19 protein-coding genes and 1 other RNA gene are annotated in these 20,761 nt (G+C 44.5%); 12 read left to right on the top strand and 8 right to left on the bottom strand.

All coding sequences use genetic code 11. The features are described from left to right. The 3 genes from HF888_RS15840 (at position 1) to gap (ending at position 3,580) form a co-directional block, all read left to right on the top strand. Positions 1-159, top strand: a complete 159-nt coding sequence (locus HF888_RS15840; protein WP_007016610.1) for a hypothetical protein — start codon at positions 1-3, stop codon at positions 157-159. Between the two features lie 252 nt (positions 160-411). Further along, positions 412-2,403 (top strand): transketolase, encoded by a 1,992-nt coding sequence (gene tkt / locus HF888_RS15835; protein WP_007016611.1) that lies wholly within the window; start codon positions 412-414, stop codon positions 2,401-2,403. 145 nt (positions 2,404-2,548) lie between these two features. Next, complete coding sequence (gap, locus tag HF888_RS15830) at positions 2,549-3,580, top strand: type I glyceraldehyde-3-phosphate dehydrogenase (RefSeq protein ID WP_007016612.1); 1,032 nt, start codon at positions 2,549-2,551, stop codon at positions 3,578-3,580. A 22-nt stretch (positions 3,581-3,602) separates the two neighbouring features. On the opposite strand, the gene HF888_RS15825 is transcribed toward gap, so the two are convergent. Together HF888_RS15825 and HF888_RS15820 are read right to left on the bottom strand one after the other, a co-directional pair. Further along, complete coding sequence (locus tag HF888_RS15825) at positions 3,603-4,691, bottom strand: polysaccharide deacetylase family protein (protein ID WP_007016613.1); 1,089 nt, start codon at positions 4,689-4,691, stop codon at positions 3,603-3,605. 80 nt (positions 4,692-4,771) lie between these two features. Next, positions 4,772-5,950 (bottom strand): tetratricopeptide repeat protein, encoded by a 1,179-nt coding sequence (locus HF888_RS15820; RefSeq protein WP_007016614.1) that lies wholly within the window; start codon positions 5,948-5,950, stop codon positions 4,772-4,774. Positions 5,951-6,162: 212 nt separating this feature from the next. On the opposite strand from HF888_RS15820, the gene HF888_RS15815 reads away from it, so the two are divergent. Both HF888_RS15815 and fba read left to right on the top strand, forming a co-directional pair. After that, positions 6,163-7,323 (top strand): phosphoglycerate kinase, encoded by a 1,161-nt coding sequence (locus HF888_RS15815; RefSeq protein WP_007016615.1) that lies wholly within the window; start codon positions 6,163-6,165, stop codon positions 7,321-7,323. Between the two features lie 367 nt (positions 7,324-7,690). Then, positions 7,691-8,755 carry a class II fructose-bisphosphate aldolase gene (fba, locus tag HF888_RS15810; RefSeq protein WP_007016616.1) on the top strand — a complete coding sequence of 355 codons (1,065 nt, stop codon included), beginning with the start codon at positions 7,691-7,693 and terminating at the stop codon, positions 8,753-8,755. Between the two features lie 68 nt (positions 8,756-8,823). On the opposite strand, the gene HF888_RS15805 is transcribed toward fba, so the two are convergent. After that, entirely contained in the window at positions 8,824-10,155 is a 1,332-nt protein-coding gene (locus HF888_RS15805; protein ID WP_007016617.1) for a hypothetical protein, read from the bottom strand. Positions 10,156-10,267: 112 nt separating this feature from the next. On the opposite strand from HF888_RS15805, the gene HF888_RS15800 reads away from it, so the two are divergent. From HF888_RS15800 to HF888_RS15780, 5 genes are all read left to right on the top strand, one after another. Beyond that, positions 10,268-10,732: an acyl-CoA thioesterase gene (locus HF888_RS15800; RefSeq protein WP_007016618.1), complete on the top strand. Its 465-nt coding sequence runs from the start codon at positions 10,268-10,270 to the stop codon at positions 10,730-10,732. A gap of 57 nt (positions 10,733-10,789) precedes the next feature. After that, positions 10,790-11,749 (top strand): alpha/beta hydrolase, encoded by a 960-nt coding sequence (locus tag HF888_RS15795; protein WP_007016619.1) that lies wholly within the window; start codon positions 10,790-10,792, stop codon positions 11,747-11,749. 125 nt (positions 11,750-11,874) lie between these two features. After that, positions 11,875-13,614: a COG3014 family protein gene (locus HF888_RS15790; protein ID WP_007016620.1), complete on the top strand. Its 1,740-nt coding sequence runs from the start codon at positions 11,875-11,877 to the stop codon at positions 13,612-13,614. A 66-nt stretch (positions 13,615-13,680) separates the two neighbouring features. Further along, on the top strand, positions 13,681-14,286 hold the full coding sequence (locus tag HF888_RS15785) for a penicillin-binding protein activator LpoB (protein WP_007016621.1): 606 nt from the start codon (positions 13,681-13,683) through the stop codon (positions 14,284-14,286). 17 nt (positions 14,287-14,303) lie between these two features. Beyond that, positions 14,304-15,353 carry an LPP20 family lipoprotein gene (locus HF888_RS15780; RefSeq protein ID WP_007016622.1) on the top strand — a complete coding sequence of 350 codons (1,050 nt, stop codon included), beginning with the start codon at positions 14,304-14,306 and terminating at the stop codon, positions 15,351-15,353. Between the two features lie 7 nt (positions 15,354-15,360). Here the strand turns inward: HF888_RS15780 and HF888_RS15775 are convergent, their stop codons facing one another. Then, complete coding sequence (locus HF888_RS15775; RefSeq protein ID WP_007016623.1) at positions 15,361-16,914, bottom strand: DUF3369 domain-containing protein; 1,554 nt, start codon at positions 16,912-16,914, stop codon at positions 15,361-15,363. Positions 16,915-17,031: 117 nt separating this feature from the next. Between HF888_RS15775 and HF888_RS15770 the strand changes: the two genes are divergently transcribed. Next, positions 17,032-18,642: an ATP-binding protein gene (locus HF888_RS15770; protein WP_007016624.1), complete on the top strand. Its 1,611-nt coding sequence runs from the start codon at positions 17,032-17,034 to the stop codon at positions 18,640-18,642. Positions 18,643-19,051: 409 nt separating this feature from the next. Continuing rightward, a complete protein-coding gene (locus HF888_RS16755) occupies positions 19,052-19,183 on the top strand; it encodes a hypothetical protein (protein ID WP_007016625.1) in 132 nt (43 codons plus the stop codon). A 50-nt stretch (positions 19,184-19,233) separates the two neighbouring features. On the opposite strand, the gene HF888_RS15765 is transcribed toward HF888_RS16755, so the two are convergent. The 4 genes from HF888_RS15765 to HF888_RS15750 form a co-directional block, all read right to left on the bottom strand. Further along, positions 19,234-19,833, bottom strand: a complete 600-nt coding sequence (locus HF888_RS15765) for a 5-formyltetrahydrofolate cyclo-ligase (protein WP_040297451.1) — start codon at positions 19,831-19,833, stop codon at positions 19,234-19,236. A gap of 11 nt (positions 19,834-19,844) precedes the next feature. Further along, positions 19,845-20,026: non-coding RNA, 6S RNA (gene ssrS / locus HF888_RS15760), on the bottom strand. 131 nt (positions 20,027-20,157) lie between these two features. After that, positions 20,158-20,481: a cell division protein ZapA gene (locus HF888_RS15755; RefSeq protein WP_007016627.1), complete on the bottom strand. Its 324-nt coding sequence runs from the start codon at positions 20,479-20,481 to the stop codon at positions 20,158-20,160. Next, a complete protein-coding gene (locus tag HF888_RS15750; RefSeq protein ID WP_007016628.1) occupies positions 20,474-20,689 on the bottom strand; it encodes a TIGR02449 family protein in 216 nt (71 codons plus the stop codon). The genes HF888_RS15755 and HF888_RS15750 overlap by 8 nt, the downstream gene beginning before the upstream one ends. Positions 20,690-20,761: the final 72 nt, after the last annotated feature.

The following is a 20,761-nucleotide window of genomic DNA, read 5'->3' as shown; positions in this document are numbered from 1 at the left end:
ATGAAAAGCGAAAAATTAACCGGATTGTTAGTACTGACAGGTTTTTTAGCCGCTGTTGTCACGGGTATGGTGTATTTCCAAGAGCCAGTGAAAACAGCGCCGCAGACCGCGCAATCTGAGCTGAGAGGTTTCCCAGCGACACCGAACGAAATCCGTTAATTTGTCTAAAACTGGATAAGCCGATCAAACACAGGGATCGGCTTTTCAGCCCGAATTAAAAACGTTTTCTATTTTTGTCGCCCTATTTCATCATCGGCCGAAGATTCCTACCCATGGCCATGTATCCAGCATTGATGAATCTCGCGTTCTTAGGGATAATACGCCCCCTTTATTTCATGCCCTGCAAACCGCGGCTTTCAGCACGTTGCTTTAACCCGGATTTGCCATCAAGTTTTGACCAGGAGTCATTTCATGACAGATCGTCGCCACCTCGCCAATGCTATTCGTGCTTTGAGTATGGATGCCGTTCAAAAGGCCAAATCAGGTCACCCCGGAGCACCCATGGGTATGGCGGACATCGCAGAAGTTCTGTGGAACGACCACCTAAAGCATAATCCGAGCAACCCAGATTGGGCGGATCGTGACCGCTTTGTTTTATCCAATGGTCACGGCTCCATGCTGATTTACTCTTTGCTTCATCTAACCGGTTACGACCTTAGCTTGGATGAGTTGAAAAACTTCCGTCAAATGCACTCCAAAACACCGGGTCACCCAGAATACGGTTACGCTCCAGGCATCGAAACCACCACTGGCCCACTAGGTCAAGGTATTGCCAATGGTGTGGGTATGGCGCTTGCGGAAAAAGTACTGGCAGCGCAGTTCAATAAACCAGGTCATGAAATCGTTGATCACAACACTTATGTGTTCTTAGGCGATGGCTGCATGATGGAAGGCATTAGTCACGAGGCTTGTTCACTGGCGGGCACCTTGGGTCTAGGTAAGCTGGTGGCTTTCTATGACGACAACGGTATTTCTATCGATGGTGAAGTAGAAGGCTGGTTCACAGACGATACCGTTAAGCGTTTTGAATCCTATGGTTGGCACGTGATTCCTGCGGTAGACGGTCACGATAGCGCAGCCATCGAAGCGGCGATTCAAGCGGCCAAAGCAGAAAGCGATAAGCCAACACTGATCTGCTGTAAGACTATCATTGGTTTTGGTTCTCCTAACAAAGAAGGTAAAGAAGATTGCCACGGTGCACCGCTAGGTGACGATGAAATTGTGGCAACCAAAGAGCGTCTTGGCTGGAAATACGGTTCGTTTGAAGTACCGCAAGACGTATATGACGCTTGGGATGCTAAGGGCACCGGCGCAAGCGCAGAGCAAGCGTGGAATGAAAAATTTGATGCATACCAAGCTGCTTACCCTGAGTTGGCGGCGGAGTTTAAACGCCGTATGGCCGGTGATTTGCCAGCTGACTTTGAAGCGCAAGCGGATGCCTATATCGCTGCATGCCAAGAGAAAGGCGAAGATGTGGCTTCGCGTAAAGCATCGCAAAATACCATTAAAGAATTTGCACCTAAGCTGCCAGAGATTCTAGGCGGTTCTGCAGACCTTGCGGGTTCTAACCTAACCCTATGGCCAGAAGCCAAAGGTGTTGAAGCGAAAGACGCTAACGGTAACTACATCTATTACGGTGTACGTGAGTTTGGCATGAGCGCCATTATGAACGGCATTGCATTGCACAAAGGTTTCGTAACCTATGGCGCAACATTCTTGATGTTCATGGAATACGCGCGCAACGCTGTGCGCATGGCCGCTTTGATGAAGCAGCGTGCCATTCACGTTTATACTCACGACTCTATTGGTCTGGGTGAAGACGGCCCGACGCACCAACCGGTTGAGCAGTTAACGGCGCTTCGCAGCACACCTAATCTCAATACTTGGCGTCCATGTGACACCGTAGAAACGGCAGTAGCGTGGAAGTCTGCGGTTATGCGTGACAATGGTCCTACTGCGTTGATTTATTCTCGCCAAGGCTTACCGCACCAAGACCGCATGCCTGCACAAGTGGATGCCATTGCGAAAGGTGCCTATGTATTGAAAGACAGTGCCGATGCCAAAGCGATTTTGATCGCCACCGGTTCCGAAGTGGGTCTTGCTATGGAAGCGGCCGAACAGTTGGAGGCCAAAGGCACAGCAGTACGTGTCGTTTCAATGCCATGTGCTGAAGTCTTCATGCAGCAAGATGCGGATTACATTGAATCCGTATTGCCTTCTGCTATTACGGCTCGTGTCGCGGTAGAAGCGGCACACAAAGATTACTGGTACAAGTTTGTTGGCCTAAAAGGCGCGGTTGTGGGCATGGAAACCTTTGGTGAGTCTGCCCCAATTAAAGACTTGATGCAGCATTTTGGTTTCACTGCTGAGAATGTAGTGGCAACCGTTGAAAGTGTTTTGTAGAAAAGCTATTGCGCTTGCTTATACTTTGTTAAAAATTATTTTTCGTTCGTTACATAGCACGCTATGCGCCTCGCGAAAAATAATGTTTGCCTCGTCTAAGCCGCGCTCATAACGCTTTTTTAGCTTTTTTATATAAGCGAGTACTATGTCAATAAAAATTGCAATCAACGGTTTTGGTCGTATCGGACGCTGTGTCTTGCGGTCCATCTATGAGCGCAATTTAGAAAATGACATTCAAGTAGTTGCCATTAATGAGCTGGCGGATATTGAAACCATGAGCTACATGCTGCGTTATGACAGCACTCATGGCCGCTTTCCTCACGAAGTACAAATTCATGATGATCAATTATTGATTGATGGTGATGCCATTCAGGTGTTTCACCATAAGCATATTGATCAGCTCCCTTGGCAGGATACAAACGTCGATGTGGTCTTGGACTGCACCGGCAAGTTTAAAAGCCATGAGCAGCTCAGTGGTCATATTAAACAAGGCGCAAAAAAAGTCTTGCTGAGTCAGCCCGGTGATAGCGATGTGGACTATACGTTTATCGCAGGCGTGAATGATCAAGACTTAACAAACGATCATAAGATCGTATCGGTCGGTTCTTGCTCGACGAATTGTGTTCTCCCCATTATGAAAATTCTTGATGAAATGTTTCATATTGAGTCGGGCATGAGCACCACGATTCACAGTGCCATGAACGATCAATCTGTGATTGATGCTTATTCAAAAGATCTGCGTCGTACTCGTGCTGCTGTGACCAGTATTATTCCAGTGGATACCGCATTACCCAAAGGCATTGCTCGCATTATGCCGCATTTAGATGGTCGCATTGAAAGTTTGCATATGCGTGTGCCTACATTAAATGTATCGGCCATGGATTTAACCTTGCAACTCAAACACAGCTGCAGTGTTGAACAAATTAATGGCTTGTTAAAAGCCAGTAGTGAACAAGATTTAAAGCACATTATTGGTTACAGCGATGAGCCTCATGCTTCAGTTGATTTTAACCATGATGCCCACTCAGGTGTTGTGGATGGCACACAAACCCGAGTGAGCGGAAACCATTTATTAAAGTTGTTGGTTTGGTTTGATAACGAATGGGGTTTTGCAAATCGTATGGTGGATGTGCTTCAACATAGTTCGTTTAATCAGGATGTTCAGAGCAGGGATTAGAATCACTGTTCGAATCTCTAAATTAAGTATCAATGTCTCTGCAATCTAGCCATTTTTTTTCGCTTGTGCTGACTATTCGGTTTAACTCGTTTAGATTGTGTAGCGCACGGCTATGAATATCGTGATATAAAATGATTCCTCGGCGCCAGAGCAGCATTAAGGTTACGACCCTATCTTCTATTTGTTGATCCGTTAATTTCCGATTCCAATCTTGACTATCAATGTTCCATAGCATCATTTTTTCATTATGCTGCTTTAGGTTGGCTAGCAATGCTTTGCTGCGCTGACCATAGGGAGGTCTAAACCAAAAAGCTCCTGACCGATAAGTATTTAATTCGGAGCGTGTATCAGTCAGAGACTTTTCCCAGCCTTCCCAGTTTTGGTGGCTTTTATGTTGATATCCATGGGATGCAAGGCACTGGTTTCTGTACAGATTTCTTTTCGGTTTTTGAATCTTGAGCTTTTCTCCCAGTACAAAAAAGAAAGCATTAATATTCCTTTCATTTAATGCTGCTATTAGTGGGGCGCTTCGTTTATTTGATGGTCCATCATCATAGGTAAGCAAGAACTCACCATCATTAAAACCAAAACCTGTAATTTCTTGTCTTGATAGAGTACCGATTTCGCTAGTGACTCTAGGGAATAAAGCAGCCAATCTAATCTGCTCATAGAGATAGCGTTGATGAAATTTGTAGCTTTGCTCATACCAAGGTTTGAGCTCTTTTGATAAGTTTCTATTGAGATGTTTCTCACTTAATTGTACTAATGAATACCAGTCAGTCGCACATAGATTAGATATATTTTGGCAAGCTATCTTATGGTTTTCCACAAGTGTTATGCGGGTGTCTGCGAGCCATTTTCTTATACTCTTTTCATTTATTTCTTTTAGCCCTGTGAATCCTTTTAACTCAGTTTCATTTTTTGTGATGATTTTATCAATGACTAGCGTTAGCATTTGAATTTCAGCATTAGATGCGCGGTCAAACTCTTTACTGTTTATTAATTCATAAGGCCATAGGCCTCGTTTTAATGTGGCTATTTTTTCTGGTCCAGCTGCATTTGAGGTGTCTGTGAAGATAAGCATCATAAAAAGAAAAGAGAATAGCTTCATCAAGTATCCTGTTTAAATCGTGGATAGCAAATTAGGTGGGGGATACAAGCCCGACAGCGAAGGCTGTCGAGCAATGAGTCTTATTGTAACTTTTTCTGCATACGAGTAATTCCTTTGTCATAAGCGCTGTGCTGGCGAAGAGATTTGGCTTTCTGGAAGTTATTCAATGCATTTTGCCATTGACCATTACCTTCATATATACGAGCAATGTTGTAGTAACTGCTTGCTTGTACGCGATTTTTAGTCGAGCCACTTGCCAACTCAATTGCCTTTCGGTTTGCCCACAAGGCTTCAGCGGTACGACCTAGCTTTTGGTAAGTCAGACCAAGGTTGCTATATGCTTGTCCATATGATGGATACAGGTTGATAGCATCCTGGAACTTGTACATGGCGTCTTCGAGTCTCTTTTCGTGATAGAGAGATTCGCCGCGAGTGTTAATTTGTTTCGCTTCTCTTTTTATTGCTGGAGTCACTAATGAATGGTTTTCGAATGAGGTAGCACGAATTAGGCTATCTAAATGGCTTGCTAGTCCCTCACGACTCAAGCTTAAGTACTGATTAATATCATGAAATGCGCCGTTCTCATCAACGCCAAAAACCACCCAGCTTGTAGCTGTTTTATCTGGTTGCACTCGATACGTACGGATTAGTGTTTGGCCAACATAGACCTCAACTCTTGCATTACTAAACCCCATGTCCTTTGAGTCTTTTCGATTATTGGCGCCGTTTGTATAATCGTGTACGGCATATACATATCGTTGATCATCAAATTTCTGTTCAATTGTGATAGTTTCTGGTCCGTAGCTCGTAGTGTCGTCAACATCCAAGTTGGCAGAGTCGCCAACCTTATCACTGAAGAAAACATGATTACGCGGAAAACTAAGATGAGAATCCAGATCTCTAGGCGTCTCTCCCCAAGTAAGCACCACACGTAGACCGTCTAGATTTTGCATCACTGGTGACAATGCATAAGTGAAATTGTCACATGGGCATTTTACTACCAGAGTAGAGTAACCGGGCTTGTTGATGATCATGGTTGTATTGTCATCATCGGTAATAGAGGTCGGCACGCTTGCCTTGCCTTCATTGTTGGTTTGGATCTGTTGAGAGCTTTCGCCGTTTCGTTGCCAAGTTACTTTCGCAGCCTCTATGGCTTCGTCTTTTACAACGGCGCTGAGTACTGTGATATCTCCTGCCTGGGAGTGTGCCGATAACACGATTGCAGCAGAAAAGACAATAGAGGAGAAACAATGACGCATTCTTATTCCCTTAGTAATGAAAAATATTAAAAGCGAGTTAACTAGTCCGATTACTCGCAGCGCTAGTTTACGGACTAGCATAAGGCTAGGCCAGCTCAAATTTCTCACCTCAAAATTAGTTTAAGCTACAGAGCTAGCTGTTATAATGGCGCTTTTTGCATTCGCCGTGGGTTAAGCGGCGGAGTTTACAAATTACAGTGATGGGAGACACCATGAGCGTATTACGCATGCTAGACCAAGACCTGAAGGGCAAGCGCGTTCTTATTCGCGAAGACCTAAACGTGCCAGTAAAAGACGGTAAGGTTACATCCGATGCGCGACTACGTGCTTCTATGCCCACTATTAAGCATGCTCTTGAAGCGGGTGCCAAAGTGATTGTTATGTCGCACCTTGGTCGTCCGACAGAAGGTGAATATGCCGAAGAGTTTTCCATGCAGCCCGTGGCCAATTACTTAGCGGACGCGTTAGGCAAAGACGTTCCTGTAGTGAAAGACTTCCGCGAAGGCGTTGATGTTGCTGAAGGTGAGCTTGTATTGCTAGAAAATGTGCGCTTCAACAAAGGTGAAAAGAAAGACGAAGATGACTTAGCAAAAGCCTATGCTGAGCTTTGTGATGTGTTCGTTATGGATGCGTTCGGTACAGCACACCGTGCACAAGCTTCTACTCATGGTGTGGCCAAGTTTGCGCCTGTGGCCTGTGCAGGTCCTTTGTTGGCGGCTGAGCTGGATGCACTGGGTAAGGCGTTAGATAAGCCAGAGCGTCCGTTGGTGGCAATTGTTGGTGGTTCAAAGGTATCAACAAAACTAGAGGTTTTAGAAAGCCTTTCTGATATCTGTGATCAGATTATTGTTGGCGGCGGTATTGCCAATACCTTCCTAGCTGCTGCGGGCAAGCCAGTGGGTAAATCTCTGTGTGAAGAAGATTTGATCCCAAATGCCAAAGCGCTTATGGAAAAAGTCAGCATTCCAGTACCGACCGATGTGGTATGTGGTAAAGAGTTCTCTGAGTCAGCAGAAGCGACGTTAAAAGATGCAGCTGATGTGGCCGAAGACGATATGATTTTTGATATTGGCCCTGATTCTGCAAAAGCGTTAGCAGAGCAGTTGAAAGAAGCGAAGACCATCATTTGGAATGGCCCTGTGGGTGTATTCGAATTTGATCAATTTGGTGAAGGTACCAAAGCACTGTCATTGGCCATTGCCGAAAGCCAAGGTTTCTCCATCGCAGGTGGTGGCGATACATTAGCGGCTGTGGATAAGTATGAGATCGCCGATAAGGTATCTTATATTTCAACTGGTGGCGGAGCGTTCCTTGAGTTTGTTGAAGGTAAGACGCTACCTGCGGTAGCGATCCTTGAGCAACGCGCTAAATAAGTTAAAGCTATTACGCTCACGCTAGCGGTGTTAAAAGTTGGCTCGATATACTCATTTACGCTCAGTAAACTCCGTTATCTCGCCAACTTTTGCCTTGCTAGCCTATCGCTCATGACGCTTTAAACGGATGATCTTGAGCTGTGTGTTTCGCGCTCGCTACGCTCTTATATTTGTGGGCATGAGCTGTGAGCGCGCCCTACGCTTTGTGTTTGGGCAGAAATTTCAGGTTTTGTCATGGCTGCTCTGGCCCTCAGTGACTAAATCTATACAATACTCATTTAGGTTTAAATGATTAATCGCTCTATGGTGTGATGATGTTGTTTTGCATCGCCATCGGGCGCTACAGAATGAAAGAGAGGATTTAACCATGGCACTAATTTCCATGCGTCAAATGCTGGACCATGCCGCTGAATACGGATATGGCGTACCAGCGTTCAATGTGAACAATTTAGAGCAAATGCGTGCCATTATGATGGCAGCAGATAAAACAGATTCTCCTGTGATTGTTCAGGCATCTGCTGGTGCTCGTAATTATGCAGGTGCCCCATTCTTGCGCCACTTGATTCTTGCAGCTGTGGAAGAATTTCCACATATTCCGGTTTGTATGCATCAAGACCATGGTACATCTCCAGCGGTTTGTCAGCGTTCTATCCAGTTGGGTTTCAGCTCGGTAATGATGGATGGTTCTCTTGGCGAAGACGGTAAGACGCCAACTGAGTATGATTACAATGTCGACGTAACGAAGCGCACTGTGGACATGGCGCACGCATGCGGTGTATCGGTTGAAGGTGAGCTAGGTTGCCTCGGTTCTTTGGAGACTGGTGAAGCAGGTGAAGAAGATGGCATTGGCGCAGTGGGTAAATTGACTCACGATCAAATGTTAACGAACCCTGAAGAAGCAGCGGACTTCGTTAAGCAAACTGGGGTAGATGCACTCGCTATTGCATGTGGTACTTCTCACGGTGCTTACAAGTTTACTCGTCCGCCAACTGGCGACATCCTAGCCATCGACCGTATTAAAGAGATCCATGCACGTATCCCGGATACACACTTGGTGATGCACGGTTCTTCGTCAGTACCACAAGATTGGTTAGCCATTATTAACGAGTTTGGCGGTGAAATCCCAGAAACTTACGGTGTGCCAGTTGAGCAAATCGTAGAAGGCATCAAGTATGGTGTACGTAAAGTCAATATCGATACAGACTTGCGCTTAGCTTCAACAGGTGCAGTTCGTCGTTTCTTGGCTGAGAACCCTGCAGAGTTCGATCCACGTAAATATTTGAAAGCGTCTGTTGCTGCCATGAGCGACATTTGTATTGCACGTTATGAAGCCTTTGGTACGGCAGGCAATGCATCTAAGATTAAACCAATTTCTTTAGATGACATGTTCGTTCGTTACGAAAACGGTGAGCTCGATCCAAAAATAAAATAACTTAGAGTCTACTGAGTTATTTTAATAAAAGCCGATGCATCATTTTAAACAAAATGAGTATCGGCTTTTTATTTTAACTTTTGACTCAGCAGGGTGCTTTGCTTGTCATTCTGCTCTCTCATGTTTTTGAGAATATTCACCACTTCTCGCATGCGCTCGACAAAGCTATCACCCTCCATGCCTTCCAATTTTATGATCCCAATTTGTACAGATTGTTTTTCTACAGACCATTCAAAGGGTGTGTAATCCACAGGGTTAGTGCTGACCATTTGCCTAGCTCTTCCGGTGGAAATGGAAAAAGACTGTGATAGCTCTTCGGTATTGAAAGCGCTCACAATAGTTCTTACAGAGTTCATGTTAACGGGTCTAATTGGAATGCTATTGATCGGTAGCGGATTATCTGTCTCTAAAGACTCAGCGGGATTGATGGTTAGCTGTCTTTGCTGTGCCCATTCTAACTGGAATACAGCTACCGCTTGTCCGTTTTCTTTCAGTGCCGCACTGGTTTGAGTCATGCGTGCATCAGCACTACCGTCAATATTGGTAAATTGGTAATTGGTTTGTTCTGCTTGTAAATAAATAGCACCAACCTCAGCTTCGGCAAAACTGATGAGCTCATTGGTCTGTGGCTGCCATACTTTTAACTGGTTATAGGCTTCGTCGTTTTCGTCAATCCAACCGTTGCCGTCACTATCAAACTGGGCCAGTTCGGCAAAACCTAATCCGGTGCGGGCTCCAAAGAGCTCAGTGCCGTCATTAATGATGTCGTCGCCATTACGATCAAAGGCGATGTAACCAATACCAGCACCTAATTGCTTAATTTGTTCGTTTTGACCGTCACCATTTAGATCAAATTCAAAACTGGTATCACTCACGGTAGGTATTTGTCCATTGAGGGATATAGCAAGAGGATCAATCCATTGTTGTTTATTTAGGAGGCTTTCCTGAATACGCGTTTCTTCATAGTTACTCTCGAAATCTAACTGTAAAAAGAAATCGATTTTTCGACCATCCGCTGTGGTGACTTCCCCGACACTTTCAAAAATTAGACGTTGGTTCTCCTCATAAACCTGCTTACTTTTGTTTAATTCCCATTGTTCTATACCAATATTTGAGGTTGGCCCGCGTCGATTGTTAACCACTAATGCGACTTCAGTATTTTGCTGCTGTTGTCTTTTGTATTCACTGTCATAAGCTAATCGTTTTGTGTGATCACCATCTGTCACCAACGAGCGCGATCGCGTGGAATAATCTTGAGTCAGAGATTGCTGTTCTTGTGCTCGCGCCTGTCCGTGTTTTAATGATGTGGTATTTAGATTTGCATTGAGGGTTTCAGTGGTATGCTGTCGCTTTGATTCTTGATAGCGCGCCTGTGTGACTTGAGATGTAGCGATTTTCATAGGCATTTACCCAAATGACTTGTCTTACATATCGGCCAAGGTAGGTGGCGCATTAAGACTATAAAAGGGTAAGTAGCAGGCTTAATATAAGTAACGGCCATTAGAGGTAGTAATGTCAGATATGCAATGGGACTATGAGCAGCCTTTTACTATGGAAGTATGTATTGCCGAGAAAGACACGGATCGCTTGGGTCATACCAATAATCAGGTGTATCTAAATTGGATGGAAGAAATCAGCTGGCAACACATCGAGGCCGTCGGTATCACATGGGAAAAGCAAGAAGCTGATGGCAAAGCCATGGCTATTCGGCATACGGAATTAGACTATGAAAACGCATCGTATGCTGGTGAGCAAATTATCGTCGCCACTTGGATTACCAGTTGCGAGAGACGCATGACCACCTCTAGGGCGTTTCAAATCGTTCGCGTGCAAGATCAAAAGACCTTAGTAAGAGGACGCTGTGATTACGTCTGTATTGATTTGAAACGCGGTAAACCGGCCCGTATGCCAGATTGGTACGAAGCGACACTGAAATCAATGATACCTGAGTCTTTGTCTGCAGCGTCACAGGAATGAAATGCGCTCTCGGCTATAATGAATAAACAACATCATGAAACAAGGCACAGCCTGAAAATGAAGTGGTACCCTGAAACGGTTCGGCAACATGTTCCTAAGTTAGACTTTTCCAAAGATCAAGCGGATTGGCCTGAGGATATACAAGCCTATTGTCAGTACTATGGTTTGGACCTAGAGAATCGTTATAAACACGTCGATCATGCGCTGGGTGCTTTTGATGCCGCTGGATATACTCTTGTTGCTCACGTTTACACGATAAGCAATGCAAAAGGTACGGTGTTTATCCAGCATGGCTATTATGATCATGTGGGAATCTATAATCACCTTATCGAGCATTGTATCGAGCAGGGATACAATGTATTCACATATGATTTACCTGGACACGGTTTATCCACAGGTGATCGCGCATCCATTAATAGTTTTCGCGAATACGACGACGTATTTAGTGATGCTCTAGAGCGTTTACAGCAACATTTCACAGGCCCGATTGTTGCGATAGGGCAAAGTACCGGTGGTGCAATAATAATCAATTATTTATTGAGTCGTCGCCTTGATCGCCACACCAGCCCATTTGCTTCAATTCATTTGATCTCTCCATTGGTACGTCCTGTTGCTTGGCGCCGTAATTTGGCTTTGTATTATGTTATGCGCCCTTTCGTGCGTCAGTTAAAACGTAAGTTTGCCATCAATTCTCATAACGAAGAATTTCTCAACTTTCTGAGTCATGATGATCCTCTACAACCTCTTTTCCTAAAAACCAAGTGGGTAGGCGCATTACGCAAATGGATTCGTTTTATCGAAAAGAGCGCCCCAGTGGATTTGGACATTAATGTAATTCAAGGAACTGAGGACGGAACAGTGGACTACCGGCATAACATGAGAATTTTGGAAGAAAAATTCAGTGGCTTTCATGTCCACTTTGTAGAACAAGGGCGCCATCACATGGTGAATGAAGAACCCAATAAGTTGAATCAAATGTTCCAAGCCATGACGCCTTTAGTTGCCGGTTTAGAATAAAATTATCTAGTGTCTAGTAGCAATGTTCCGTGCAGAGAACGGGTACTGGTAGAGCCAGCCAATACTGGTTAAACTGCTGCTCCTAATAATAATTACAAAGATCAAAGATTCACGGAGTGAGACACATGGGACTGGGCTTTAAGTGGCTGATGTTGGCCATTGCATTGTTGTATATGACGGGCTGTGCCACCTATGGTAAGGGGGTTGAGCAAGGCCTCATGCTGACGGAACAGGGTCAATATTCCAAAGCAGCGGGTGCATTTGAAAAAGCGCTAGACCCCAAAGGCAATGATCGCTTGCTGTATTACACAGAATTGGGGGTGGTTCATCATCTTGCCGGCGACTATAAAAAATCCAATCAATTATTGAGTACAGCGGAACGTATAGCCGAGGACCTCTATACCAAGCGCATAAGTGACTTGATCGCCACCAGTATGGTGAATCCACGCCAAGGCCCTTATCGAGGCGCCGATTTTGAGCGAGTCTTCATTAATTACTACAAAGCTCTAAACTATTTCATGCTCGCTGCCCAAAGTGAAAATGGCAGCATTCGTGAACAGGCCTTGGAAAGTGCCCGAGTAGAAAGTCGTCGTATTGATCTGATTCTGTCGTCGATTGAGTTCGAGAAAGGAAGTTATCAAGAGCAGGCAGACAAAGAAAAGTCGCTATTCAGTAAGTTGATGAGAATCTTTGAAACCTTGAATGGCGATATTATTGATCGCAATAAACTCATCTACCGTAACGATGCGTTTGGTCATTATTTAGCAGGTACTATTTACGAAAAATACAAAGAATACGACAGCGCGCGAGTCGCTTATCAAAAAGCCGCAATCCTTTATGAAGACGGATATCAATCCCAGTTTGCACTGCCTAAGGACATCACCGAGCAAGCTTGGTTTGATACGATTCGTATGATGCAGCGCAGCGGTGGTTGGGAAAATGAGTGGCCGAAATTGAGCCAAACCAAGTTGTCCACAAGCAAGCGTGAACAGTTAAAGGACTTTAATCGACAGGGGCATGTGCTGGTTATCGAACATAGAGGACGAGTACCTCAGCGACATGAAATGAATCTTCTATTAACCGCAGATCCTAACACGCGCCAAGTTGTAATCAATCCAATATTAGTCGGCGACGCTACCGAGCGATTTGATCAGAGGTTTTGGTTTTTTGCACTGTATGCGGATAAAGGCATATTCGATGTATTCAGCGCCGTTTATGAGGGCAGGACAATTCCTGCCCTGCTTCAGTTCGGCTTAGTCAAGCGTGAGTACTTGGGTCCACTATGGGACGTAGCCGATGCCCTTGGTCTAATCCAAGTTTTACAAGATGGCATGCGTGTGACTGTACCCTACTACCGTGTAAGTGAATTTAAACCCTATGGTCAATCACGTTTGTTAGTTGACGGTGAGTTACATGAATTGACGACTAGCCAATCTATTCAGCATATGGCCATGCAGCGTCAGCTAGTGCATGCCAGCGAAGATATTCAAGAATCTATGGCACGAGCATCATTTAAAAACTTAACAGCTGCACAAGCAGCTTCGTTGGGTGGCGGCGGTGATGCAAGCGCTATTATTGGTTTAATCGGTAAAATTACGGCCAACGCAACCAGTGCTGCGGAAACTCGAAACTGGCTGCTACTGCCTGGGCAAATAAAGATTACGCGTATACCTCTAGAGACAGGTACTCACAATCTGAAGCTGGTAAGTGATTTGGAGGCAGGGCGCTCAGTGACCCATACAACACAAGTCACCGTACGCCCAGGTGAGATGGCAGTATGGAAAGTACGTAGCTTTCCAAACTCTGATGGCCAGAGTTCACAGGATGGAAAAGATATGATTTTACAGGCCAATAAAAGCAACTAATACGCTATCCTGTAATCTACTCACATTGAATTTAGTTAAAAACGATACTTAACAAGGAACGACCTTATGCAAGCTATGAAAATTGCTTTAATCACACTGATCACCGCAGCTCTGATATCAGGCTGTGCATCTAAAAGTACTCGGGTGAGCCGAGTGGATACCAATACAGAAATAGCATTGACTGATCGTTGGAATGATAAAGACTCACAGCTGGTTAGTGAGGAAATGATTCAGGATATGTTGAGCTTTCCTTGGATTCGTGATTTTCGCTCAAGTAATGGCGGAGAAAAGCCGACTATTATTATCCAGCGTGTGCGTAACAAATCCCACGAGCACATTTCTGCTGAAACTTTCTTGAATGATCTGAAGCGTGCCATTATCCGCAGTGGCGACGCCTACTTTGTTGCTGGTGGCAGCGAGCGTAGTGACGTTCGTGAAGAGCGTGCTGATCAGGAAATCAATGCAGCTAATGCCAAGCAAATGGGGAATGAACAGGCTGCCGATTTTGCATTGTCAGGTAGCATTAATAGTTTTGTCGATCAACTTGATGGCACTCGTGTCACCACTTACCAAATTGATCTAAAGCTCATTAATATGGAAAACAATATCGAAGTGTGGAATGGCCAAAAGAAACTGAAAAAACTGCAAGAGAAAGATAGTTACGGCTGGTAATAATAAAGGGGTAAGTGATGTTGCATTCAAATTCTTGGATAAAACTCATGGGCCTACTTGCGGCGAGCTTTATGCTCGCCGCTTGTGTATCTAGCCCGAGTAAAAAATCCTCAGCGAGTATGGCGTCTGTTGAACCAGATTGGGTCATCAACGAACCGGCAAAACCTGGCTTGGTATATGGTGTCGGTAGTGCACCCGTTTATGTGGATAAAAGTAAAGCGCTTAAGCAAGCACAAGACGCAGCTCGCATGAGCATGGTGCAAAAGCTGAAAGTGACGATTAGTGGTTCTTTAACACAAGACATTGAAGAAACTCGGCGTTCGGGACAGCAAACTGAGTTGGTGAAGAGCGTACGCAGTCGTATTCGTAGCGAAATTCCTAATGCTGAACTTGATAATGTTGAGATAGTTGAAAACTACATAGACGAAAAAAGTAAGGTCGCTTATAGCTTGGTACGCCTCGATCGTGTGCGGGCTTCGAGTTTATTACGCCAGCGTATCGATGAATTGGATCAGCAAGCCATTGATCGTGCAAATCAAGTAGATACAAGTTTGGAGACATTGCCGCAGTTACAGCAACTACTGCCGGTCTTGACCTTTGTAGAAAAGCGTGAGCGCTTAGCAGACCAGCACCAATTGGTTGATGAAAACAATCGCTACCCGCAAAAAGATGATTTGCTTATTGAAGCAGAGCAAAGGGTGGCTTCTTTGTTGGATCAGTTAGTGGTGCGCTTAGAGGCGCAAAACCAAGATGGAAAAATACTGCGCTCTGGATTGAATGAGGCCTTAACTAACTTGGGTTTACGCATTAGCCAGAACACTGCAGATTTAACATTTCGTTATAGTGCTGAGTTACGTTTAAGTGAAAAATCTGGTCGCTTTATTGTTTTTGCTAGTGGCCAAGTGCAGATTCAGGATAGTGATGGGCGCATCCTCAGTGAATTTCGAAAGGAAGCAAAAGGTTTGAGTGCTATTTCTATGCAGCAGGCTCAATTTAAAGCAGTGAAGTCTCTGGGGCGCGCTTTAGGTGATGAGCTAGCCGCGAGTTTGCTCAGTAAGATTGACTAAGCACAGCCTAATAACGATCTGGGTGGTGAAGGCGTATGCGCTTGAAATCATCACTCAGCTCTAGTGCTGTTTCTGCTATGCTTGGGTCAAATATTTTGCCACTATTTTCTTTAATGAACTCAATGATCTCTTCATCTTTAAAGGCTGGTCGGTAGCTTTTTTGACAACCTAATGCGTCGATAACATCGACGACTGTCACAAAACGTGCAGCTTCGTCTATTTGCTCTGCTTTTAATCCTTTTACTCCTTGGCCGTCCCAACGTTCATGATGCTGAGCTGCAATAATGCTGGCCATTTTTAAAACCGGCTTATCAGATTTTCCTAAAATAGCTTCACCTATTTCGGCATGTCGTGCCATTTCTTCCCGATCTTGTTCTGTATATTGGCCACGCTTCGTTAAAACCTCATCAGCAATACCAATAGTACCAATGTCATGTAGTGGGGCTGCTAATTTTAAGCGTTCGCAAAAGTTATCATCTTTGCCGGCGGCTTTTGCTAACAAATACGCCATTTTACTTACCCGTCGGACATGATTACTTTCATCTGGTTGTCTGCGCTCGATGGTCTCACTGAGCACATATACAAGCTCCTGCCGTGAACGCTTAACTTCATCTTTTTGCGACAGGTTATTATGGGTAATAGCAACGCATCGTGTATACATATCTAATAAATGACGTCCCATTTTTTTAAGTGGCGCATTGGGTTTAACGTACAGTAAATTTTCGCCAGCAAGATCAGTATGGTAATAGCCGACATAGACAGGTTCTTCATATAAGCTTTTGTTGGCCCGTTTCGCTTGATCAAAGTATCGAGTGATTTCGTCAGGAAGCTGATGGCTTTGATCGAGAATTTGTTTAACTTCACCTGTTGCTGCAAGGATTGAATAGTACTGTTTACGCGCCTTTGCAGCCACGGCATCAACTGGCGTGTGGGTGCATACAGCTTCGCTATCTAGGTTTAAAAGCGTACCGATTTCTTCTAGAACCGCGCTGGCAAATACGGGCAGTTGCTGAGTGTCAACAATTTTGCTGGTGGCGTCGATTAAGTTGTAAAGTCCCTTGCGGTTAGTTTCTATTGCGAGGATATCGCGATAACTGCGCAAAGTGCTGTAAAGCAGTGTTTTCAGTTTAGTACTGGTTAGCTCCGTCTTATTTTTGTAATCGTTAATATCAAACTTAGCAATTACAGTATCCTCTGGCGCTTGGCCTGGTTGTCCGGTACGTAAGACTAAACGAATGTGATTGTCTTGTAGTTGTTCTCGAATATATTTTACCAGTTCCAGTCCCGCATCATCGGTTTCCATGACAACGTCAATGATAGCTAGTGCAAAACTATCTTGCGTGGAGAGCAGGCTTTTGGCTTCTGCCGTGGAATAGGCATGAATCAATTCGATAGGCTGATGATCAAAGAGACAGCTTCCTAACACCAGGCTTGTGACTTTGTGTACTTGCTCCTCATCGTCCACAATGAGGACACGCCAAGGTTTTATCTGGTCTTGGAGTTGACTGGCAGGGGTCGGCTGTTCGTCCTCACTACCAAAAAGCAGGTCTGAATCTGACATCTTTGCTCCCTTGTCTGAACCCCTGTAATCACTCTCCCTAAGTTTAGACGCATTTTCCGGGCCTGCTGCTACTATTTAAGGGATGGAAAGTATGTTTTGTACTGGGGAACTCTGTTTGTGAAGCACTGGTTTGCGCAACTCGCCTTTGGCAAGAAGATACAGCTGCTTATTAACGCGATTAGCGTAGGTGTCTTGCTATTAGCTGTTCTGGCTATTGGTTTAGGATTTTATGGCGAGTTCAAACGCAATTTAGAAGATAGAGTGATTCAAAAGTCTAGATTATTGGCTGATGCGGCCTCAGTAGGGGTTATTTTCGACCAGACCGAATCGGTTAGTATGTTGTTGAGATCCTTGGCAGTGGATAATGGCGTCGTCGAGGCGATTGTGTACAAAAAACTAGGCGCCTCACGCTATGAGTATTTTGCTCATTATCGTCATGAAAGTTTGAGTAAAAAGACGGCTAACGACTATGCCTACGATATGGGCCCCCAGCAAGAGTGGTACAGAAACGCTTTTATACTTCGTTTGCCTATGCTTGTGGATGGTGAGGAAATTGGACGTTTGGTTTTAGTTGAAAACGACAACTATCTTAGGGTATTTGTGCAAAATATTCTGATCTATCTAATCCCTATACTGCTTACCTCGATGTTCTTGATTTGGCTTATTAGTAGGCGAGTTCAGTTCTGGGTCGCCAAGCCTTTACGTGAACTTACCGTTGCGGTTAATGAAGTTGCTTACAAGCAGAATTATCAAATGGAAGTCCGCATCAATAGCGATGATGAATTAGGGGAGCTTGGCGGTGCATTTAATGTCATGCTGAATAAGCTGGCAGAAAACGATGAATATCGTGTGAAGAAAGAGCTAGAAATTATACAGTTGAATGCGGATCTAGAAGACAAGGTATTTGAGCGTACGAGGGAGCTGAAGAAGAGTCTCGATGATCTAAAACACACACAGCAGCAGTTAGTAGAGCAAGAGAAAATGGCATCTTTGGGCGAGCTTGTCGCTGGCGTAGCTCATGAAATCAATACACCCATTGGCGTAGGAATTACAGCCGTTAGTCATTTAGATAATACTGTTCAGCGGTTACGAGAAAGTTTTATCGCGGGTACCTTGACTAAGCAGCAGTTCACGGACTTACTCAGTGGCGTCAATGAAAGCAGTGACATTCTCGCTGCTAATTTAAAACGTGCCGCGGATCTTGTGAAAGCATTTAAATCTGTCGCTGTAGATCAAACCAGTGCCGAAGCTAGGCTTTTTAATCTCAACGATTATATTAAAGACGTTTTGACTTCGTTACGCCCTAAATTGAAACGCGTCAGTCATCAGGTCATTATGGAGGTCGATGAAAATATCGACCTTTATTGCGACCCTGGAATTATTTCGCAAATTTTCACCAATTTGATTTTAAACTCTCTTAATCATGCTTTTAGTGATGCGGATGAAGGAAAAATGGAAATAAAGGCCGAAGCGGATGAAAAAAATATACATCTAACCTACTGCGATGATGGCGAGGGAATAGAGCCGGATCTGCTGCCTCGGCTTTTTGATCCGTTTGTGACTACCAAGCGTGGTCAAGGCGGCAGTGGTCTAGGGACTCATATTATCTATAATCTTGTGACTCAAGGTTTGGGAGGCACGATTCATTGCACTAGTGAGCTAGGGAAAGGCGCATGCTTTGATATTGTGATTCCAAAACAGCGTATTACTCCCTCGAGCATGTCATAGGATAAGTGCATCGTAATAGCGCCGGTCGAATAAGATTTGCACTGATATTGCCCTAGACAATGATCCGTGGACTAGGCGAGTAGAGACAGTGATTTACCTATTTGCGTTATCACATCCCATAAAATTTTTCTAAACAGTCCCCTAAAAATGCAATGTTGGCCGTTTCCGCCTTTTCATTTTGTATAACATTGCGTTACATTTTGCGCCCGTTTCGCTACACGACTTACAACTTGTGCACATTAATTGCAAAAGCCTACATAAGGGCCTGCTGACATGTGACATTCCTCACGGTTGTAGAAGCGAAAAGCGCCTAAAGTAAACATAACAATAACGTATAAACTATTAGGGATAGCTTCTGATATACGACTCCAAGTTTACAGGATGTAATTATGTCGTAGGAGCTGAGAATATGAAGACAAGACCTGACCTTATGGTCATCATTAGTATGATATTTGTAGTGGGTGCCGTTGCCACCAGCTTAACCGCAAACAGCAGTGATCAAGAAATTACACCACAAGTATCGCAACACATGATTCGCTAGAATCTAATCTATTATCCGATGCATGCCATGCAGTACCGTTACAGCTTAGGTTAAAACTCTATTAGGCCCTTTTCTGTAACGATTGCATGCATGGGTACATCCCATTCTTCAATAGGCAATGACTCTACTTGCTGAAAGCTATGGGCCAAACCAATAAGCTTTGGTTTAGGTAGCGTCGAATGACGCAAGAATTCAAAGCTGCGATCGTAAAATCCGCCACCCATCCCTAAACGTCCTCCTTGCTGATCAAAGGCCACTAGTGGCATAAACACAAGGTCTAATTGCTGCGCTTTCACAAACTCACGGCTAATAGGCTCTTCGATACCAAACTTGTTTTTTTTGCGTGGTAATCGGTAATCTGCAAATTGCAAAAAACCTTTCTTGGTGGGATGAAGAATGGGTAAAACGCATTGCTTGCCACGGTATAACGATTTTTCTGCTAAGACGACAGGATTGGCTTCGCCATCGTTGGCGAGATAGATAGCGATGGTTTGTGCTCGGGTGAAAAAATTGGCTGACATAGCGTGCTTAGCGATGGCTTTGGCATGCTTAAGCTGTTGTTGGTCACTGAGTGATTGCCGTTTGCCGCGCATGGCTTGACGAATCAATTGGCGATCAATGGGTTGTGTCGAATCTTGCTGAATGCTCATAGTAAAAGAAAGGGCTCTCCACTGTGCCGCTGTCAGAGAAAGGCCTTGAACCGAAAGGTCCAAGGTGGTGGTTCCTGCAAAGAATCGGGCTTTCCGCTCGAAGACGGACTTGCTCGCCATCAAAGGCGAGGAACCTCCAGTTTTTTAAGTAAGGCTCGAGGACTTCAAAGACTGGCGCACACCCCAGAGAGCGATATCAGTATAACTTAGAATCCGCCCATTTGCTGCAGTTTCTTTATGATTAAATCTCACAATTTATTGATTAGTTAAATCAAAAAAATATGTCTAAGTACTTGAAATGTAAGAAGAAAGGGTTTGAGCGTATTAAGGTTCAAGATCCATTTGTTGATCCTCTGCTAGGACCCCTTCGAGCTTGCTATTCAGGTTGCGAATTTGGCTTTGTAAGCTCTCGCTACCACCAATGGCATTAAGGTAGTCGTAGGCAAGATTGAGTGCAGCCATAATGGCAACGCGTTCAGTTCCATAGAGTTTGCCTTGTGATTTTATCTCGTGCATGCGCTCGTTCAACAGGCGTGCGGCACGTTCAAGGTCTTGTCGAGACTCTTCTGGGCAGGCTACGCGGTACTCTTTTCCCATGAGATCCACGGCCACTGTATTCTCTTGGCCTGTTCCTGATTGGTTACTCATTGGGTTCTTGCTCCAAGTGACGTAAACGGGCGATCATCTCCGCAATTTTGTTGCGAGCCAGCTCATTCTGTTGCAGTAGACGATTGCGCTCGTGTTGCCAACCATCGGCCTCAGCTTTGAGTTTTCGATTCTCTTCTTTGCACTCGCGGTATGCCGAAATGAGTTCGTCTAGTTTTTTATTGATATCTTTAAGATTGTGAGAATCCATAGTTGTCTCGGTTTCCCCTGTTTAGGGCAATATAATCCTGCGACGGGTGAGGGTCAATCGTGGTAGTATACT

The organism is Bermanella marisrubri (genome assembly GCF_012295615.1).
Classification (GTDB): Bacteria; Pseudomonadota; Gammaproteobacteria; order Pseudomonadales; family Oceanobacteraceae; genus Bermanella; species Bermanella marisrubri.
This window is presented reverse-complemented; position numbering and strand designations above follow the sequence as displayed.

Coding starts and splice junctions, on each gene's coding strand:
- HF888_RS15840 (WP_007016610.1), top strand. CDS start 1: ATGAAAAGCGAAAAATTAACCGGATTGTTAGTACTGACAGGTTTTTTA.
- tkt (WP_007016611.1), top strand. CDS start 412: ATGACAGATCGTCGCCACCTCGCCAATGCTATTCGTGCTTTGAGTATG.
- gap (WP_007016612.1), top strand. CDS start 2,549: ATGTCAATAAAAATTGCAATCAACGGTTTTGGTCGTATCGGACGCTGT.
- HF888_RS15825 (WP_007016613.1), bottom strand. CDS start 4,691: ATGAAGCTATTCTCTTTTCTTTTTATGATGCTTATCTTCACAGACACC.
- HF888_RS15820 (WP_007016614.1), bottom strand. CDS start 5,950: ATGCGTCATTGTTTCTCCTCTATTGTCTTTTCTGCTGCAATCGTGTTA.
- HF888_RS15815 (WP_007016615.1), top strand. CDS start 6,163: ATGAGCGTATTACGCATGCTAGACCAAGACCTGAAGGGCAAGCGCGTT.
- fba (WP_007016616.1), top strand. CDS start 7,691: ATGGCACTAATTTCCATGCGTCAAATGCTGGACCATGCCGCTGAATAC.
- HF888_RS15805 (WP_007016617.1), bottom strand. CDS start 10,155: ATGAAAATCGCTACATCTCAAGTCACACAGGCGCGCTATCAAGAATCA.
- HF888_RS15800 (WP_007016618.1), top strand. CDS start 10,268: ATGTCAGATATGCAATGGGACTATGAGCAGCCTTTTACTATGGAAGTA.
- HF888_RS15795 (WP_007016619.1), top strand. CDS start 10,790: ATGAAGTGGTACCCTGAAACGGTTCGGCAACATGTTCCTAAGTTAGAC.
- HF888_RS15790 (WP_007016620.1), top strand. CDS start 11,875: ATGGGACTGGGCTTTAAGTGGCTGATGTTGGCCATTGCATTGTTGTAT.
- HF888_RS15785 (WP_007016621.1), top strand. CDS start 13,681: ATGCAAGCTATGAAAATTGCTTTAATCACACTGATCACCGCAGCTCTG.
- HF888_RS15780 (WP_007016622.1), top strand. CDS start 14,304: ATGTTGCATTCAAATTCTTGGATAAAACTCATGGGCCTACTTGCGGCG.
- HF888_RS15775 (WP_007016623.1), bottom strand. CDS start 16,914: ATGTCAGATTCAGACCTGCTTTTTGGTAGTGAGGACGAACAGCCGACC.
- HF888_RS16755 (WP_007016625.1), top strand. CDS start 19,052: ATGAAGACAAGACCTGACCTTATGGTCATCATTAGTATGATATTTGTA.
- HF888_RS15765 (WP_040297451.1), bottom strand. CDS start 19,833: ATGAGCATTCAGCAAGATTCGACACAACCCATTGATCGCCAATTGATT.
- HF888_RS15755 (WP_007016627.1), bottom strand. CDS start 20,481: ATGAGTAACCAATCAGGAACAGGCCAAGAGAATACAGTGGCCGTGGAT.
- HF888_RS15750 (WP_007016628.1), bottom strand. CDS start 20,689: ATGGATTCTCACAATCTTAAAGATATCAATAAAAAACTAGACGAACTC.